The organism is Brevundimonas sp. ABV4_179, from assembly GCF_056311945.1.
This window is the reverse complement of the sequence record NZ_CM149976.1, coordinates 2,449,985-2,465,906: the sequence shown is the minus strand read 5'-3', so window position 1 is coordinate 2,465,906 and position 15,922 is coordinate 2,449,985. Positions and strand designations below refer to the sequence as shown.

Here is a 15,922-nt window from a genome sequence, read left to right as displayed (position 1 = left end):
GGCTTCCAGGGCGCCGTTGAGGATACGCTCGCGCGTCTGGGCACGCGTGGGACGGCTCCGGACAGGCCTTGGGCTCAAGAGAGCAGTCTTCTGGATCATTCGATACAGGTATGTATTGAGATGGATCGATGTCAACGCTACGGTCGGCCAAGGAGAACCTCGCGACCTTGCGCCCTTCCATCCTGCTGATCCTGCTGATCTCCTCGGCCTGTGCGGCCGCCTACGCTCCCGCATCCAAGGCCCAGATCTCTGACGCCGAAACCTCCGGCCTCCAGACCGTTGGTCCTTTGCCCCTGACCTATCGCGACGCGCAGGCCAGGCTCCTGCAACGCTCGGACGCCATTGAGGCGTCGGACGCCGATGTCCGCAGCCGGGAAGCCCAGGAAAACGCTGTAAGGACGCTGCGGCTGCCCACGGTGGAGTTCGAGGGCCAGATGATGCGGTATCAAAAGACCCTCTATCTGCCGCTGGGGCCCTTGGCGGATGTCGCTCAGGACTACGCCATCAGCGATCCGTTGCAGTTCCAGATGGAACGCGACAGCACGCGGCCGATCGTCACCGCCACCGTCCCGCTGTATTCCGGCGGCCGGATTCCGGCCGCCCAGGCGGCCGCTGAGGCTCAACTCGGCCAGTCCCGGGCTGAGCGCCAGATCGTCGTTGATAACGCCCTGTTGCAGATGACCGAACTCTATTTCGGGCAACAGTTGCTCACCCGGGTTCGGGACGTCCGCCGCGACGTCCTGGCGGGCCTCGAACGCCACCTGGCCGATGCGACGATTCTGGAGCGCGGCGGGTTCATCAGTCGCGCCCAGCGCCTGCAGGTGGAGGTGGCGCGTGACGACGCGGCGCGCGAACTGGAGACGGCCGAAGCCAATCTGGCCAGCGCGGACACGGCGCTCTCTGGGACCTTGAGGGCGCCGTCGGGGATCGATCCGGCTACGTCTCTCTTCGTGCTTCTCCGGCCGCTCGAGCCGCTGGAAACCTATCTGCAAGCCGCCTATCGCGCCCACCCGCAGCTGGAGCGGCTCCAGGCCCTGGAAGACCAGGCGGAAGCCGGTGTCACCGCCCAGCGCGCCGAGCTTCTGCCGACGGTCTATGGCTTCGCCCAGTACAACTTTGATCGTCGGGACACCTTGTTGACCGATCCGGACTGGTCCGTGGGGGTCGGTCTCCGTTACACCCTCTTCTCCGGCGTCGATCGCTCGCAGAATGTCCGCGCCGCGCGCGAGAAGGTCGCCCAGGCCCAGGCGGGGCTGCGCGAGGCGCAAAGCCAGATCGAGATCGGCGTGACCCGATCCTGGAACGACGCGGAAGCGGCCCGGCGGCGGTTCCAGAGAACCGACAGCGCCATCGTCGCCGCCGAGGAGAACTTGCGCGTCCAGATGGTCGGCTACCAGGTGCAGCAAACCACCTCGCTCGACGTCATCGACGCCCAACTCGGCGTCGGACGCGCGCGGATCCAGCGCGCCCAGGCCGCCCATGACTTCGTGGTCGCGCTCGCCCGCCTTCTTCATGTCAGCGGCCGGATCGAGGACATGCCCGACTATATCGACCAGGGCGAAAGGATCGCGCCATGACCGACACCCAGGACACGCCGACGCCGAACACGGAGCCGGGCGGGGAACGGGGCGACGCCGGACCGTCTCGACGGCGCCGCAAACTGCTGCCCCTCGGCATCGGGGCGCTGATCGTGGCGGGGCTCGGCGTCGGCCTCTGGCTCAGCTACCGACCCGTTCCCGATCAGCTTCAGGGGATGGTGGATGCGCGGGAGCTTCGGATCACCAGCAAGGTGACGGGGCGGATCGTCGACTTCCATGTGGAGGAGGGGCAGCCGGTCCGGGCCGGCCAATTGCTCTACACCCTCGACAGTCCCGAGGTCGCGGCACGTTCAGAACAGGCGGGCGGCGCCCTCGTCGCCGCCGAGGCCACGGCCGACAAGGCCGACGAAGGTGCGCGTCCGGAGGATATCCGGGCCGCGGAAGCGCAATGGCGGCGCGCGCAGGCGGCGGCGGATCTGGCCCAGACGACGTATGCCCGCACCCAGGAGATGTACGATCAGGGCGTGATCGCGGGGCAGAAGCGCGACGAGAGCCGGGCCAATGCGGTGGCCTCGACGGAGGCCGCCCGCGCCGCTCGCGCCCAGTATGACCTGGCGCTGGCCGGGGCGCGCCGACAGGATCGCCAGGCGGCCGGGGGACAGGTGCGGCAGGCGCGCGGCGCCGTGGCGGAGGTCGAGGCGGCGGAGCGCGAAACCCGGGTGCTGGCGCCGTCGTCCGGCGAGGTGGGCCGGCGGCTCGCCCAGCCCGGCGAACTGGTCCCCCAAGGGTTCCCGGTCTTCATGCTCACGGACATAGAGCATCCCTGGGTGACGCTCACCCTGCGCGAGGATCAGTTCAGCGGGATTCGACGCGGACAGACTCTGACGGGTCGTATTCCCGCTCTGGAGAACCGCACGGCCCGGTTCCGGGTGACCTTCATCGCTCCCGCCGGAGATTTCGCGACCTGGCGCGCGACCCGGCAGTCGAGCGGCTTCGACGTCAAGAGTTTCGAGGTGCGCGTCGCACCGGTCTCGCGCGTCGACGGGCTGCGGCCGGGCATGACCGTCCTGTTCGACTGGCCGCAATGATCGCGGCGTTTCTCGCCGGCGCCCGACGCGAGATCGCCTTTCTGCGCGGGAGCTTCTGGGATCTGTTCCTCGTCGTCTGGCTACCGCTGGCGCTTCTCGCCCTCGTCGCCGTGCAGATGTCGGCGGGGGTCATGCGCGATCTGCCGGTCGCCGTCGTCGACGCCGACGGCGGAAGCGTCGCTCGCGATCTGGTTCGTCGTCTGGACGCCTCGCCCGGCCTGCACGTGGCGGCCCGCCCCAAGGATATGGCCGAGGCCGAGAGCGTGGTGCGGTCCAACCGCGCCTATGCGATCGTCATGCTGCCGCAAGGGCTCGAACGCGCGGTGCTGCGCGGCGAGGCGGGCAGGGTGCTGGTCTTCTACAACGCCAGCTACTCCACGCCCTCGGGGTCAGTGCTGCGCGAGGTCGGCGCCGTGATCCAGAGCCAGGCCCGGACCCTGGCCGCGCAACAGAGCGCGGCGATCCTCGGCCCGGGCCGGGTGCGGCCGGCGCCGATCCAGGTCCAGAGCCGCATCCTCTACAATCCCCAGGCCAGCTACGAGCTGCAACTGGTCGCCCTGATCCACCCGGCCTTGCTGCATCTGCTGTTCATGGTGGCGGTCGTCAGCGCCCTGGGACGCGAACTGCGAGACGGGACGATCGGCGGCTGGCTGGCCGGGCCGCCGCGCGAGGCCGCTGCGGCGGTCGTGGGCAAGATCGCGCCCTATGTGGCGATCTTTCTCGTCTGGGGCGCCCTGGCGACCATCTATCTCGCGGCGTTTCGCGGCTGGCCGGTTGAAGGCAGCGTCGGCCTGCTCCTGGCGGGCTATGTCGGCCTCTATCTCGCTTATGCGGGTATGGCCACGCTGATCGTCGGCCTGACGCTGTCCATGGGGCAGGCGCTGTCCATGACCGCCCTCTATGCGGGCGCCTCCTTCGCCTTCGCCGGGGCCGTCTTTCCAATCGAATCCGCTTCGGCCTTCGCGCGCGTCTGGAGCGCGCTTCTGCCCTACACCACCTTCGCCCGTCTCGTCGCCGAACAATGGATGATGGGCGCGCCCGCGGCGATGTCGGCCAAACTGCTGCTGATCCTGATGACCTTCGCGGTCGTGGGGTTCGGGCTGGGCCTGCCGCGATATCTGGCCGCCTCCCGCAAACCCGATGTCTGGGGGCGACGTTGATCGGCCGGGCCTTCATCGCGACGTTTCGCGCGGTCCTCGCCGACCGGTCGGCCTTCATGCTGATCGTGGTGTCGACGATCCTCTATTCCTTCTTCTACCCTTCCGCCTATTCCGGCGAGGTCGCCGTCCGGATCCCGGTCGCCGTGGTGGATCTGGACAACACCGGGGCCAGCCGTTCGCTGGTGCACAAGCTCTCGGGTCTGCAGCAGGCGGATCTCGTCGCCCGCCTGCCGTCGCCCGAGGCGGCGGACGACTGGTTGCGGACGAGAGGGGCGGGGGCGATCGTCGTCGTGCCTGCGGGGTTCGAACGTCGCATCCTCACCGGCGGGCAAGGGACGGTGGCCCTCTATGGCAACGGCGCCTATCTGCTGCGCAGCAGCACGGCGCTGGCCGGCATAGGCGCGGCGATCACGGCCGAGGCGGGCGAGGCCGCCGTCGATCAGGCGATGGCGCAGGGCGCGCCGGCGCCGCCGGCCCTGTCGGTGATCGCGCACCCGCTGTTCAACACCCGCGAAGGATACGGCAGCACCGTCTTTCCGGGCGTCGGCTTCCTCATCATTCATCAGACGCTGCTGATGGGACTGGCGATGCTGGCGGCCACCCTGCGTGGCGAGGGGGGCCGGCTTCGGTTTGCGTCCCGTCGTCTCCTCGGCGTCGCGCTCGCCTTCTTCGTCATCGGCTGGATCGATGTCGCCTACTACGCCGGCTTCGTCTTCTGGTTCCAAGACTATCCACGGGCCGCCGCCGCGCCCGGAACGCTGATCGTGGCCGGCAGCCTCTTCGTGGCGGCGACGGTTGCAGCGGCGCTTGCCCTGGCGAGCGTCTTCCGCACCCGCGAGCGGCCCCTGCAACTGCTCATGGGCACCTCCCTGGTCATCTTCTTTCTCGCTGGACTGTCCTGGCCCGCGGAGGCGACGCCGACCTGGCTCGCCTTCCTCGCCCGACTGCTGCCCACGACGCCCGGAATCCATCTCATGGTCGGGGTGAACCAGATGGGGGCCAGCCTCGTCGAACAGGGGCGCGAGGTTCTCAACCTCCTGGGCCTCATCCTCCTTTACGGCGGCGTGGCGTGGTGGCGCTTCACCCGGCCGTCCGGAGCGCCCTCGACCGGAGCGTGAACTGCGGCTGGGAATGATCGCCCGCCGCAGCCTAGGCCGGCGCCGGGCGTCCCGGACCGATCGCGAGGGCGGCGTCCTGTCCGCTGGCGACCAGCCTTCGGGCGACGAAGCCGGAGGCGACCAGATCTTCGAGGAGCGCTTCCAGGAAACCGCGCCCGTGAGGCCGCTCGCGGGGGAGGGCGACGGCCTGGTCGATGGCCTGGAAACTGTCCGGGAGCAGGCGGACGCCGGCCCGGTCGCGCGCCGCCGCCTCAAGCGTCTGGCGCACACCGGCGCAGACATCGGCGCCGCCCTCCAGGAAGAGGGCGACGGCTGCCTGGGAGGAGGGCGTATGAATCCGTCGGGCCTGTTTCAGCGAACGGTTGAGAAAGAGATCGTAGGCGGTGTTCAGGCCCGACGCGATCGTCACGTCCGCAACGTCCACGTCGCGGACGGAGCGGAAGCGGGACTCGGAGGGGACCAGATAGGAGGCTTCGATCCGGACGTAGGGCGCGGTATAGTCCAGGACGGCGCGACGATCCGGATCGATCGCGAGGAAGGCGAGATCGCAGGCCTGATCCTGAAGCGCCGCCCCCGCCGTGGCGAAGTTCGACAGCTCCATCTCCACGCCGAGGCGCACAGCGATCTCCCAGGCGAGATCGACCGACACGCCAGCGAGAGCCCCGTCCGCCGCCCTCTGCGCCAGGACCGGATTGCCGAGATTGATCGCCACGCGCAACCGCCCCAGGGGCGCCAGTTCGGACCGGATGATGTGCATCGACACGTCCATTCCCTTCTCATGCAGGGAACTGGACGGCGCCGCTCCGTCCAGCCCTTGAGAAAGCCGTTGCCGTCGGCCTGCGGCGGGTCCGCTTCGGTGATCGTCGTCAGCCATCCTTCACCTTCCTTCGCGACGACGTCGCGCTTCGCTCACTCCGATATCAGGTGAAACTCCTCGATCAGTTTCGCAATCTCGGTGCCTTCAAGCTTCTTCATCAGCGCCTTGCGCAGGAAGGCGGGGCCGGGAACTTCGATGCCTTCGCCATCCCGCAGAGGCGTGACGGCGGCGAGCAGGGTGCGGATGTCATAGGTGGAGTTGAACACTTCCGGCACGCCGCGTTCGACATTCATCAGAGTATAGACGGCCTCCATCGGCGTACGCACCGAATATTCGGTGGTGAAGATGCAGTCGCGTTGTTTCGATTCCGCGAACTGGCCGATGAAGGCGAAGTTGACGGCGCCTTCCGGCACCACGTCCGGCCGGTCGCCGGCCTGACGCGGCATGAAGAAGGCGGTGATGTACGGCATCATGGTCGGGACGGTGCTGGCGCCCTTGGCGGCGAGTTCCGCAATCTCTTCTACCGGCACGCCCAGGTGATAGAGCCATTCCTGGGTGATCTCCTCGCCGGTGCAGTCCTGCATGGGCTTCTTCACATAGTCGCCGGGGGTGTCGACGAAGAGGGCGTAGAACCAGGCGATCATCTGGTCCTTGGGCTGTTTCTTGAAATGCGGTTGGCGATGCACCGTCCAACTGAGCAGCCAGCTGGAATCCTTGACCGTGACGATGCCGGCCGAGACGATCTTGCCGGTGAACGGGTTCCGCTTGGTGATCTTCTCGACATAGTGGGCGATCCGCGGATCGAAGGCGGTGATCGAGGCCGAGGCCCATTTGGTCTCGGGAATATGGGCGCCGAACACGTCCGGACGTCCGAAGGACGGATCCTTGGCCGCGATGCGTCGCCACAAGTCCCAGGCGGGAGCGGGGCCTTCCTTCAGCTTCGCCGGCGTGTGATGGTCGCCGTTGTCTGAGTTTTCCGTCAGCGATCCGATGGTGATGAAGACGAGATCGTCGTCGCCGAGATCGACCCCGCCTTCCTCGCCCTTCTCGATCCAGTGAACGCGGGTAGCCTGTTTGCGTCCGTTCTGGATGTCGAAGTCCACATCCGTGACCTCCACGCCGTAGCGGAACCGGACGCCGCGTTCGGTCAGCCATTTGACCAGCGGCAGGACCATGGATTCATACTGGTTGTAGCGGTTGAACTTGAGCGAGGAGAAGTCCGCCAGGTTGGCGATGTGGTGGATGAAGCGGTGGAGATAGAGCTTCATCTCCAGCGCCGAGTGCCATTCCTCGAAGGCGAACATGGTGCGCCAGTAGAGCCAGAAATTGCTCTTGAGGAAGTCCTCGCTGAAGACCTCGTTGATCCGCTTGTTCTCCATCTCCTCGCGGGTCGCCAGAAAGATGGAGATTAGATCCTTCTGCGCCTGGTCATTCAGCGTCAGCAGATGCTTGTCCGGGACGTCCTGGCCCTGGTTCTGGGTTGTACGCTGCAAGGAGAAGTTCGGATCGTCCCTGTTGAGCCGGTAGAATTCGTCAAGAACGCTGGCGTCCTCGATTTCTAGCGAGGGGATCGAGCGATAGAGATCCCACAGGCACTCGAAATGCTCCTCCATCTCGCGACCGCCGCGGATAACGAAGCCCTTTTCCGGCACGTCCAGCCCGTCGAGCGCCCCGCCGGGAATCTCCAGTTCCTCAAGGATGGTGATGCGATCACCGGGCACGCCGCCGTCCCGGATCAGGAACGCGGCCCCCGCGAGACCGGCCAGCCCCGATCCCACAAACCACGCCGTCTTCCTGTCGGCGCCCTCGGGTTTGCGGGGACGAACAAAGGCCTCATAGTTTCCACTGCTGTAGTGCACGGCGAACTCCTTCGGTTGGGCGTGGGGGAGGATTTGGTCAGGGCTCAGTCGGTGGATTTGTAGCTGTAGAAGCCTTCGCCGGAGGCGACGCCCAGCCTGCCCTTGTCGATGTAGTTTTCCTTCAGCCAGGCGGCGAGCGCGCGGGCGCGGGCGTCGCCCTGCGACAGGATGTTGTAGGGCGTGTTCAGGCCGATGACGTCGTACATCTGGAAGGGGCCCATCGGCGCGCCCGTCGCGATCCGCCAGACCTTGTCGACATCGTGGGGATCGGCATAGCCGCCCGCCGCCAGATCGGCGGCGGCGTTCAGGAATGGTGCCAGGAGGGAGTTGAGGATGTAACCGGCCTTTTCCTTGCGGATCGGGATCGGCTCCATGCCGATGTCCGCAGCGAACTTCAGGACGGTCTCGAACACCGACGGATCGGTGTCGTCCGTTCCCATGACCTCCGCGGTGTTGAACTTCCAGATGTTGTTGGCGAAATGCAGCGCGAGAAACCGGTCGGGTCGGCCGGTGAACGCCTTTAATGCGCTCGGCAGAAGGGTGGAGGAGTTGGTGGCGAAGATCGTCCTGGCCGGCGCGAGCGTGGCCAACTGTTCATAGACCGCCTGTTTGAAAGCCAGAACCTCGGGCACGGCCTCGATCACGAGATCCGCATCGGCGACGGCGGCCGCCAGATCCGTCGACAGCGTCAGACGCCTTATGGCCTCCGCCTCCTTTCCGCCGACCGCGCCCGGAACCTCCTTCCGGTACGTCTCGACCAAGGCCGCCAGTCGCAGGCGCGCCTTGGCGAGGACGTCGTCGCTGACGTCGCAGGCAATGACGTCGAAGCCGCTGTAGGCGGTCTGAAAAGCGATCTGGCTTCCCAGGACGCCCGTCCCGATCACGACCACCTTCTTGATTTCGCCCATCGTCGGATTCCTGTTTCAGTTGTCCTGGAGAAGGAAACGGCGCCGCCATGTCAGGCACGACGCGAACAAGCTTGTGGGTGCATCGATCGATCACGGCCCATTCGGCCAGGCCCGCGACGACGACCCGGCCCTTGACGTCAATGAAGTCGATCCGGCGCCGGTAGCGCGCGCCGCGGAGCGAGTCCTCGACCCAGGTGACGGCGGTCACCGCCTCTCCGGCCGCGATATTGCCGCGGTAATCGACCTGATGACGCAGAACCACCGAGACGTAGCGGTCCACATCGCCCGGGGAGGCCATGGCGAACCAGTGCGCCACCGAGGCGTCCTGGATCCAGACGATCCAGACCGCATTGTTCACATGGCCGAGTTCGTCGATGTCCTCGTCCTGCGCCTGGAAGCAAAGGTGGAACCGCCGCTGTTCGTCCACCTCGCCCTTCAGGGGCGCGCCGGACGGATGACAGCCGATTCGACGATGCCTCGGCAGGACGGAGGTCATCCCCGGACGCTTTCGAGAGGGCTGGCCTGCAGGCCCGCGGTGGCGCGAAAGAAGGCCAGCAACATGGCGTCCCGGGCGGCGGCTCCTTCGATATCCCCCTGGACCGCCAGCCCCATCCAGAGGCCGTAAAGACCAATCCCGGCCTGGAACGGCGGCAGGAGAGGGCGCAGGTCGAACCTTTGAGCCAGTTCCTCTATGAGGTCGCCGAACAGTCGATAACAGGACGCCTTGCTCTCGCGATGTCGTTCGGCGAAGTCGGGATCCCGACGGGCGTGTAATTGCAACTCCACGGACAGCAGGGACCATTCGGGTTGGGCCGCCAGATCGGACAATCGGCCCGCCAGACCAAGCAGGGTCCGTTCGATGTCGTCTCCATCGGCGCGGCGGATCAGATCGCGGAGGAACATCACCTCGTCATGGATGTGCGTCTCCATGATCTCGACGAGCAGGTCGTCCTTGGTGGCGAAGTTGGAATAGAAGGCGCCCTGGGAATGACCGGCCGCGCCGCAGATGTTGCGGATCGACAGGGCGGCTACGCCCTCCTCGACGATCGAGGCGTGGGCGGCCGCCAAGAGGCGACGTCGGGTCCGCCCTTGCGCTTCCTTCCGGTTGACCCTCATAGCGTCGTGACCTTTGCCGTCGTCGTGGAACATCAACTCACATATCACACGATATTCGAGTCGCATATCGTGTGATATTTGAAATATGGCAGCCAGGAGAGTGTTTCGCCCGGCGTCCGGGCCGCCGGGCCTGGACAGGTTCAGGCGTTCCTGCCGGCGGCTATTCATTCATCGATGAACGAAGCTTGCACGATGCTGCGCTGCAACATAAGTTCGGTGTCGCCCTTCCTGGGGCGTTTTCCTCCCTATGAACTTCGGGGCCGCATGACGGCCCCTTTTTTCTGCCGAGAAACCATCGCGGGCCTGTCCGCCTGCTCCGGACGTCGCCTCCAGGCCGATCGGGCTCGCGCCGATTGGCGGCGGTTACTGGGGCCGCCTGACGAGCGCCACTTCCATTCCGCGTCGCGTCACCAGGATGCTGAACAGGTCCGGACTGGCTGCGAAGCGCAGTTGCGCCAGGAGTTGCGCTTCTGCGGGGTCGACCGCCTCAACGGTTTCGGCCATCAAGTCGGTGCTCCGCCCTCGCGCGGGCCAGGGTGAAGCGGCTGCGCCGCCGGATCGGCCGGTCTCCCCGAGCTACGCCATTCAGGACACGCCTGCGACCGTCCAGGCGCACTACGGACGGTTCCTCCCCCAGGACAAGGCGGCGCTTGCTGCGGCAGTCTTGAATAAGGTTTGGGCCTAGCGTCCGACTGGGCGGCGGCAGCGGGATTCGCCGTGCCGCCGCCTTCACTATCGATGCCACTCCGTCCCGATTGGGTTTTACGGGGCCAAGCTAAGTCATTGATCTTGTTAGGTGCAAAAGGCGAGGGTTTTACAGGCTAAATATCTGTTTCGTCGTCGGAAATTCCAGATTTTGGTACCGTCATTCTAGGTTCGAGTCCTAGTTCCCCAGCCACCGCCGACAAAGGTCCGCGACGCCGATCACCTTTAATGGTTTCAGCATTATCGTCCGATGCAGGGCTTCCGTTGGGCTTGTCCGCTTCCTAGCTAGACGGCAGCCGTTGCTGAGGAGAACGAGAATGGTCACCGCCCGTGAGAAACGTCTGGCGCCGTTGAGGACGCCAACCAGCCTGTCGGAAGAGGCGACGCGGGACATTTCCGCTGCTCTGACCGCGCTGTTGGCCGATACGTTCGCGCTCTACATCAAGACCAAGAACTTCCACTGGCACGTGTCGGGGCCGCATTTCCGGGATTATCACCTGCTGCTGGACGACCAGTCGGCGGAAATCCTGGCCATGACGGATCCGATGGCCGAGCGCGCGCGTAAGATCGGGGGAACGACATTGCGCTCCATCGGTCAGATCGCCAAGGAAACGCGCGTCGCCGACAACGATGCGGACTATGTCGATCCGCTGGACATGCTGGCCGAGCTTCGCGACGACAACGGCGAGTTGATCGCCCGGATGCGCGAGGCGCACGACCTGTGCGACGAGCATAACGACATCGCCACCGCCAGCCTGCTGGAAAACTGGATCGACGAGAGCGAGAAGCGCGTCTGGTTCCTCTTCGAATCGGGGCGTCGCGGCAACGGCTGACGGCGGAACCGTCCCGCTTGTGCTGTCTTATGGAACGTCGATAGTCGTGTCCGGGGACAGCGCAGGAGGGACGGGTTGAAATACGGCATCTGGATCGGCGGATTGGCGCTGGCGGGCTTGGCTGCCGCATCGACGGCCAGCGCGGACATGTCGAACGCCTTTGGCAACACCATCGTGTCCCACTATCCCAACGGACAATGGGTGAAGCATTTCTTCGAGCCTGACGGGCGATACACGTCCCAGTTTTCAGACGGGCGGCGGCTGAACGCGCGTTGGACGGCCGAGAATGGTCGAATCTGTCTCAGCGAGTTCGCTCCGCGCCAGATCCTGCCGCGCTTCTGCAGCCGAATGGTCGAGGCCGACGTTGGCGACAGCTGGCAAGCGCGCGATCCGCTGGGGCGCAATATCCGCAATGAACTGGTGGCGGGGCGTCGTTGACCCTTGCCCTGACGGTCGCCAGCCTCTAGAGGCGACGGCCTACCTGAATGCGGATGTGGCGGAACTGGTAGACGCACTGGATTTAGGTTCCAGCGCCGAGAGGCGTGGAGGTTCGAGTCCTCTCATCCGCACCAAAGTAAAAAAGGCCCCGGATCGCTCCGGGGCCTTTCTTCTTATTTGATCGGCGGAACAGGCGGCGGAGGCGCGTCGCTGTCCGTCTCGTGGACCTCGACCAGACCGCGTCCGACGTGGCTCTTGCGATAGCCGTAGGCGAAATAGACCACTAGGCCGATGGCGCCCCAGATCGGCAGAACCAGTTTGGATTCCGTCGGCAGGTTGAAGAACAGGCCCAGGGTGCCCAGCACCGCCAGCGGGGCGATGATCCACACCAGGGGCGTCTTGAACGGGCGGTGACGGTTCGGCTGGGTCACGCGCAGGATCATCACCGCGATCGCCACCATGAAGAAGGCGAACAGGGTGCCGGAGTTGGAGATGTCCGCCAACTGCCCGACGGGCAGGAAGGCGGCGAACACGGCTACGGCCGCGCCCGTGATCATGGTGACGACGTGCGGCGTCTTCCACTTAGGGTGAATGGTGGCCAGGAAGCCGGGCAGCAGGCCATCGCGCGCCATCACGAAGAAGATGCGGGTCTGACCGAACAGCATGATCAAGATGACCGACGGCAAGGCCAGGAAGGCGGCAATTCCGATCAGGTCGCCGATCCGCTCATGACCGACAACACGCAGAACGTGGGCCAGGGCTTCGCGCGAGCAGACCAGAGGCTCCTGCATCGACGAGAAGGTTGAGCACTGCGCGGCCAGGGCCGACGAACCGGCGTGCAGCACCTCGCCGTTCGGACCAAGCAGGGGTTGAGCGCCGACCGCGCCGATCGCGCCGGCGGCGACCAGCAGATAGAAGATGGTGCAGATGCCCAGCGAGGCGATCAGGCCGATGGGCACGTTGCGTTGCGGATTCTTGGTCTCTTCGGCCGCCGTGGAAACGGCGTCGAAGCCGACATAGGCGAAGAAGATCGAGGCTGCGGCTCCGACGACGCCAAGGCCCGCGCCATGACCATCGCCAAACCAGCCGTTGGGCGTGAAGGGCGTGAAGTTGGCGCCCTTCAGCACCGGCACGGTCAGGACAATGAAGACCGTCAGGGCCGTGACCTTGATCGCCACCAGAACGGCGTTGACGCGCGCGCTTTCACTGGTGCCGATCATCAGCAGGCCGGTGATCACCAGGGCGATCAGCAGGGCGGGCAGGTTCATCATGCCGCCGGCGTAGGGGCCGACGGCTATGGCCTGTGGCAAGGTTACGCCCCAACTCTGCAGGAGGCCGATGAAATAGCCGGACCATCCGACGGAGACCGCCGAGGCGGCGACGGCGTATTCAAGAATGAGCGCCCAGCCCACCATCCAGGCCAGCAACTCGCCCATCACCGCATAGGTGTAGGTGTAGGCCGAGCCGGAGACCGGCACCATCGAAGCGATTTCCGAATAGCAAAGCGCCGCTACGGCGCAGACCGCAGCGGCGATGACGAAGCTCCACATCATGCCGGGGCCGGCCTTCTGGGCGGCCTCGGAGGTCAGGACGAAGATGCCGGTGCCGATGATCGCGCCCACGCCCAGCAATGTCAGCTGAACGGGGCCCAGGGTTCGGGTTAGCGATTTTTTCTCCGCGGATGCGAGAATCGCATCCAACGATTTGACGCGCCACATAGATTTATTCCCCACATTATAAGCCAGCCCCTCGGCTGGGTTTGGGCGGACGCTAGCGGGGGATGTGACGGTGCGCAACGCGCATGACGGCGCAGTAAAGGCCGGACGACGCTTTCGTGATCGCCCCAGGGTCGGCTACAGGCCGGATATGTTGCCGATCCATGCCGTTCTGGACCCGCTGAAGGCCGCCTTGGGCGCCGGAAACACGGCTGTGCTGGCGGCGCCGCCCGGCGCGGGCAAGACGACGGTCGTGCCGCTGGCCCTATTGGACCAGCCGTGGCTGGGCGACGGCAAGGTGCTGGTGCTGGAACCGCGGCGGCTGGCGGCGCGGGCGGCGGCGGATCGGATGGCGGCGACGCTGGGCCAGCAGGCCGGCGGGACGGTGGGCTATCGCACACGTCTGCAAAGCCGCATCGGGGCCACGACCCGGATCGAGGTGATCACCGAGGGCGTGTTCACCCGCATGATTCTGGACGATCCGGGACTGGAGGGCGTTGGCGCGGTCCTGTTCGACGAATTTCACGAACGCAGTCTGGACGCAGACCTGGGCCTGGCGTTGGCGCGCGAGACGCAAGGGTTGTTGCGTGAGGATTTGCGTCTGCTGGTCATGTCGGCGACGCTGGATGTGGTCGGCGTTTCGCGTCTGCTGGACGGCGCGCCGGTGATCGAGGCGGAAGGCCGCGCGTTTCCGGTCGAAACCCGTTATCTGGGCCGCAATCCGGCGGAGCGGCTCGAAGAGGCGGTGGCGGGGGCTTGCCTGACCGCCTTGGGCGAGGAAAGCGGGTCGATCCTGGTCTTCCTGCCGGGGCAGGGGGAAATCCACCGCGTCTCGCGTCTGGTCAAGGAACGTCTGAGGCTGGGCGACGTGGACGTAACACCGCTCTACGGCGGGCTGGATCGCGTCGAACAGGACCGCGCCGTCGCGCCGGCGGCGCCGGGACGGCGCAAGCTTGTGCTGGCCACCTCGGTCGCGGAGACCAGTCTGACCATCGAGGGCGTGCGGGTGGTGATCGACGGCGGCCTGTCGCGCGTGCCGCGTTTCGAACCGTCGAGCGGCCTGACGCGGCTGGCGACGGTCAAGGTCAGCCGATCCTCGGCGGAACAGCGGCGCGGGCGGGCGGGGCGGACAGGGCCTGGCGTCTGCTACCGCCTGTGGGAAGAGGAGCAGACGCGGGGGCTTGTGGCTCACCAGCGGCCCGAGATCCAGGAGGCGGACCTGACCGGCCTGGCGCTGGATCTGGCGCGATGGGGCGCGCGGTCGGTCGAAGCACTGGCGCTGCTGGACCCGCCGCCAACTGGCGCGATGGCCGAGGCGCGAAAGGTGCTGACCCGGTTGGGCGCGCTGCACGCTGATGGCGGCTTGTCCGCACATGGGATGCGGTTGACGAAGATCCCGCTGTCGCCGCGCCTGGCCCATATGGTCGCGGTCGCCTCGGATCGGGGCGACGCCCTGACCGGCGCGCGGATCGCGGCGGTGTTGAGTGAGCCCGGGCTGGGCGGATCAGGCGTCGATCTTTCGGACCGTCTGGTCGGCCTGACGCGGGATCGGTCGCCCCGCGCGCGTGATGCCCTGAAACTGGCGGATCGCTGGGCCAAGGCGGCGGGCGGCGGGTCGGGCCAAACGGTCCATCCAGGGCTTTTGCTGGCCGAGGCCTTCCCCGAGCGGATCGCGAAGGCGCGGGGCAGGTCTGGCGAGTTGCTGCTGGCCAGCGGACGGGGCGCCGTGCTGGAGCCGTCCGACCATCTGGCGCGCGCGCCGTGGTTGGCGGTCGCCGAGCTGAGCGGCGGCGATGTGCGCGACCGGGTGCGATTGGCGGCTGCTCTCGACGCCGCCGAAGTGGAAACCAAGCTGGCGCGTCTGATCACGACCGAGGACCGGATGGCGCGCGAACCGTCCGGCCGGGCGGTGATCCGGCGGTCTCGACGGATCGGCGCCATCGTTCTGGATGAGAAGGTGATGGGCGCGCCTGACGCGAAGATGCTGGCCGCCGCCCTGCGATCAGAGGTGGAGGCCGAGGGTCTGGGCGCGCTGCGCTGGGGAGAACAGGCGACGGGCCTCAGGGCGCGACTGGCCTTTCTGCACGGTCAGGACGCTGGCTGGCCGGATGTATCGGACGCCGCTCTACTGGCGGCGCGCGAAGACTGGCTGTGGCCCTTGCTGGAGGGTGCGAAGGCTTTGGACGCCATCAGCGACGCGCGACTGGCGGAAGCGCTGCGCGGGCTGATCCCGTGGGACTTGCAGCGTCGGTTGGACGAACTGGCGCCGGCGCGGCTGGTGACGCCGCTGGGATCGGCGGCCATCGACTATTCGGCCGAGGGCGGACCGCGCGTGGACATTCGCGTGCAGGAACTGTTCGGGGTGACGACCCATCCGACCGTGGCGAACGGCGTCCCCCTGACCCTGGCGCTTTTGTCCCCCGCGCGCCGGCCGGTGCAGGTGACGAAGGACCTGCCGCGCTTCTGGGCCGGGTCCTGGGCGGCGGTGCGGGGCGAGATGAGGGGCCGCTATCCGCGGCACCCCTGGCCCGAGAATCCGGCCCAGGCGCAACCGACGAACCGGGTGAAGCCGCGCGGAACCTGATCGGCTTGACGGCATGGCCGGCTTGCGGGCATCGCAGGGGCTG

General features: G+C 66.6%; 13 protein-coding genes, 1 tRNA gene and 2 pseudogenes. 9 read left to right on the top strand and 7 right to left on the bottom strand.

The window, feature by feature from the left end; translation table 11 throughout:
• Nucleotides 1-167: 167 nt before the first annotated feature.
• The 4 genes from ACYX4P_RS11950 to ACYX4P_RS11935 are packed head-to-tail and all read left to right on the top strand — an operon-like array spanning nucleotide 168 to nucleotide 4,904.
• A complete protein-coding gene (locus ACYX4P_RS11950) occupies nucleotides 168-1,577 on the top strand; it encodes a TolC family protein (RefSeq protein WP_476069651.1) in 1,410 nt (469 codons plus the stop codon).
• Nucleotides 1,574-2,626, top strand: a complete 1,053-nt coding sequence (locus ACYX4P_RS11945) for an HlyD family secretion protein (protein ID WP_312571501.1) — start codon at nucleotides 1,574-1,576, stop codon at nucleotides 2,624-2,626. Before ACYX4P_RS11950 ends, ACYX4P_RS11945 begins: the two co-directional genes overlap by 4 nt.
• Nucleotides 2,623-3,786: an ABC transporter permease gene (locus ACYX4P_RS11940; protein ID WP_292046216.1), complete on the top strand. Its 1,164-nt coding sequence runs from the start codon at nucleotides 2,623-2,625 to the stop codon at nucleotides 3,784-3,786. The genes ACYX4P_RS11945 and ACYX4P_RS11940 overlap by 4 nt, the downstream gene beginning before the upstream one ends.
• Nucleotides 3,783-4,904 (top strand): ABC transporter permease, encoded by a 1,122-nt coding sequence (locus ACYX4P_RS11935; RefSeq protein ID WP_292046217.1) that lies wholly within the window; start codon nucleotides 3,783-3,785, stop codon nucleotides 4,902-4,904. The genes ACYX4P_RS11940 and ACYX4P_RS11935 overlap by 4 nt, the downstream gene beginning before the upstream one ends.
• 31 nt (nucleotides 4,905-4,935) lie before the next feature.
• Here ACYX4P_RS11935 and ACYX4P_RS11930 read toward each other — a convergent pair whose 3' ends face one another.
• The 6 genes and pseudogenes from ACYX4P_RS11930 to ACYX4P_RS11905 form a co-directional block, all read right to left on the bottom strand.
• On the bottom strand, nucleotides 4,936-5,661 hold the full coding sequence (locus ACYX4P_RS11930; RefSeq protein ID WP_292046218.1) for a transporter substrate-binding domain-containing protein: 726 nt from the start codon (nucleotides 5,659-5,661) through the stop codon (nucleotides 4,936-4,938).
• A gap of 152 nt (nucleotides 5,662-5,813) precedes the next feature.
• Complete coding sequence (locus ACYX4P_RS11925) at nucleotides 5,814-7,580, bottom strand: oleate hydratase (RefSeq protein ID WP_292046219.1); 1,767 nt, start codon at nucleotides 7,578-7,580, stop codon at nucleotides 5,814-5,816.
• A 44-nt stretch (nucleotides 7,581-7,624) separates the two neighbouring features.
• Entirely contained in the window at nucleotides 7,625-8,488 is an 864-nt protein-coding gene (locus tag ACYX4P_RS11920; RefSeq protein WP_003169322.1) for a 3-hydroxyacyl-CoA dehydrogenase, read from the bottom strand.
• Between the two features lie 97 nt (nucleotides 8,489-8,585).
• Nucleotides 8,586-8,984 (bottom strand): annotated as a pseudogene (locus tag ACYX4P_RS11915) (acyl-CoA thioesterase); the annotation flags it as partial.
• Nucleotides 8,981-9,637 carry a TetR/AcrR family transcriptional regulator gene (locus tag ACYX4P_RS11910; protein ID WP_436355498.1) on the bottom strand — a complete coding sequence of 219 codons (657 nt, stop codon included), beginning with the start codon at nucleotides 9,635-9,637 and terminating at the stop codon, nucleotides 8,981-8,983. The gene ACYX4P_RS11910 and the pseudogene ACYX4P_RS11915, both read right to left, overlap by 4 nt.
• 330 nt (nucleotides 9,638-9,967) lie before the next feature.
• On the bottom strand, nucleotides 9,968-10,111 hold the full coding sequence (locus tag ACYX4P_RS11905; protein ID WP_314135554.1) for a hypothetical protein: 144 nt from the start codon (nucleotides 10,109-10,111) through the stop codon (nucleotides 9,968-9,970).
• A 67-nt stretch (nucleotides 10,112-10,178) separates the two neighbouring features.
• On the opposite strand from ACYX4P_RS11905, the pseudogene ACYX4P_RS11900 reads away from it, so the two are divergent.
• From ACYX4P_RS11900 to ACYX4P_RS11885, 4 genes and pseudogenes are all read left to right on the top strand, one after another.
• Nucleotides 10,179-10,289: pseudogene (locus tag ACYX4P_RS11900) on the top strand (hypothetical protein); the annotation flags it as partial.
• 337 nt (nucleotides 10,290-10,626) lie between these two features.
• A complete protein-coding gene (locus ACYX4P_RS11895) occupies nucleotides 10,627-11,142 on the top strand; it encodes a Dps family protein (RefSeq protein ID WP_248116629.1) in 516 nt (171 codons plus the stop codon).
• A gap of 75 nt (nucleotides 11,143-11,217) precedes the next feature.
• Nucleotides 11,218-11,580 carry a hypothetical protein gene (locus tag ACYX4P_RS11890; RefSeq protein WP_248116627.1) on the top strand — a complete coding sequence of 121 codons (363 nt, stop codon included), beginning with the start codon at nucleotides 11,218-11,220 and terminating at the stop codon, nucleotides 11,578-11,580.
• 49 nt (nucleotides 11,581-11,629) lie between these two features.
• A tRNA-Leu gene (locus tag ACYX4P_RS11885) sits at nucleotides 11,630-11,714 on the top strand.
• 39 nt (nucleotides 11,715-11,753) lie between these two features.
• On the opposite strand, the gene ACYX4P_RS11880 is transcribed toward ACYX4P_RS11885, so the two are convergent.
• Nucleotides 11,754-13,298, bottom strand: coding sequence for an amino acid permease (locus ACYX4P_RS11880; protein ID WP_248116625.1), 1,545 nt, complete (start codon nucleotides 13,296-13,298; stop codon nucleotides 11,754-11,756).
• 148 nt (nucleotides 13,299-13,446) lie between these two features.
• On the opposite strand from ACYX4P_RS11880, the gene hrpB reads away from it, so the two are divergent.
• Nucleotides 13,447-15,879 carry an ATP-dependent helicase HrpB gene (gene hrpB, locus ACYX4P_RS11875; RefSeq protein ID WP_248116623.1) on the top strand — a complete coding sequence of 811 codons (2,433 nt, stop codon included), beginning with the start codon at nucleotides 13,447-13,449 and terminating at the stop codon, nucleotides 15,877-15,879.
• The last annotated feature ends 43 nt before the right edge of the window (nucleotides 15,880-15,922 follow it).

Excerpts from the sequence above, each read along its gene's own strand:
- ACYX4P_RS11895 (WP_248116629.1), top strand. The coding sequence starts at position 10,627 with ATGGTCACCGCCCGTGAGAAACGTCTGGCGCCGTTGAGGACGCCAACC.
- ACYX4P_RS11945 (WP_312571501.1), top strand. The coding sequence starts at position 1,574 with ATGACCGACACCCAGGACACGCCGACGCCGAACACGGAGCCGGGCGGG.
- hrpB (WP_248116623.1), top strand. The coding sequence starts at position 13,447 with ATGTTGCCGATCCATGCCGTTCTGGACCCGCTGAAGGCCGCCTTGGGC.
- ACYX4P_RS11920 (WP_003169322.1), bottom strand. The coding sequence starts at position 8,488 with ATGGGCGAAATCAAGAAGGTGGTCGTGATCGGGACGGGCGTCCTGGGA.
- ACYX4P_RS11940 (WP_292046216.1), top strand. The coding sequence starts at position 2,623 with ATGATCGCGGCGTTTCTCGCCGGCGCCCGACGCGAGATCGCCTTTCTG.
- ACYX4P_RS11910 (WP_436355498.1), bottom strand. The coding sequence starts at position 9,637 with ATGTTCCACGACGACGGCAAAGGTCACGACGCTATGAGGGTCAACCGG.
- ACYX4P_RS11880 (WP_248116625.1), bottom strand. The coding sequence starts at position 13,298 with ATGTGGCGCGTCAAATCGTTGGATGCGATTCTCGCATCCGCGGAGAAA.
- ACYX4P_RS11930 (WP_292046218.1), bottom strand. The coding sequence starts at position 5,661 with ATGCACATCATCCGGTCCGAACTGGCGCCCCTGGGGCGGTTGCGCGTG.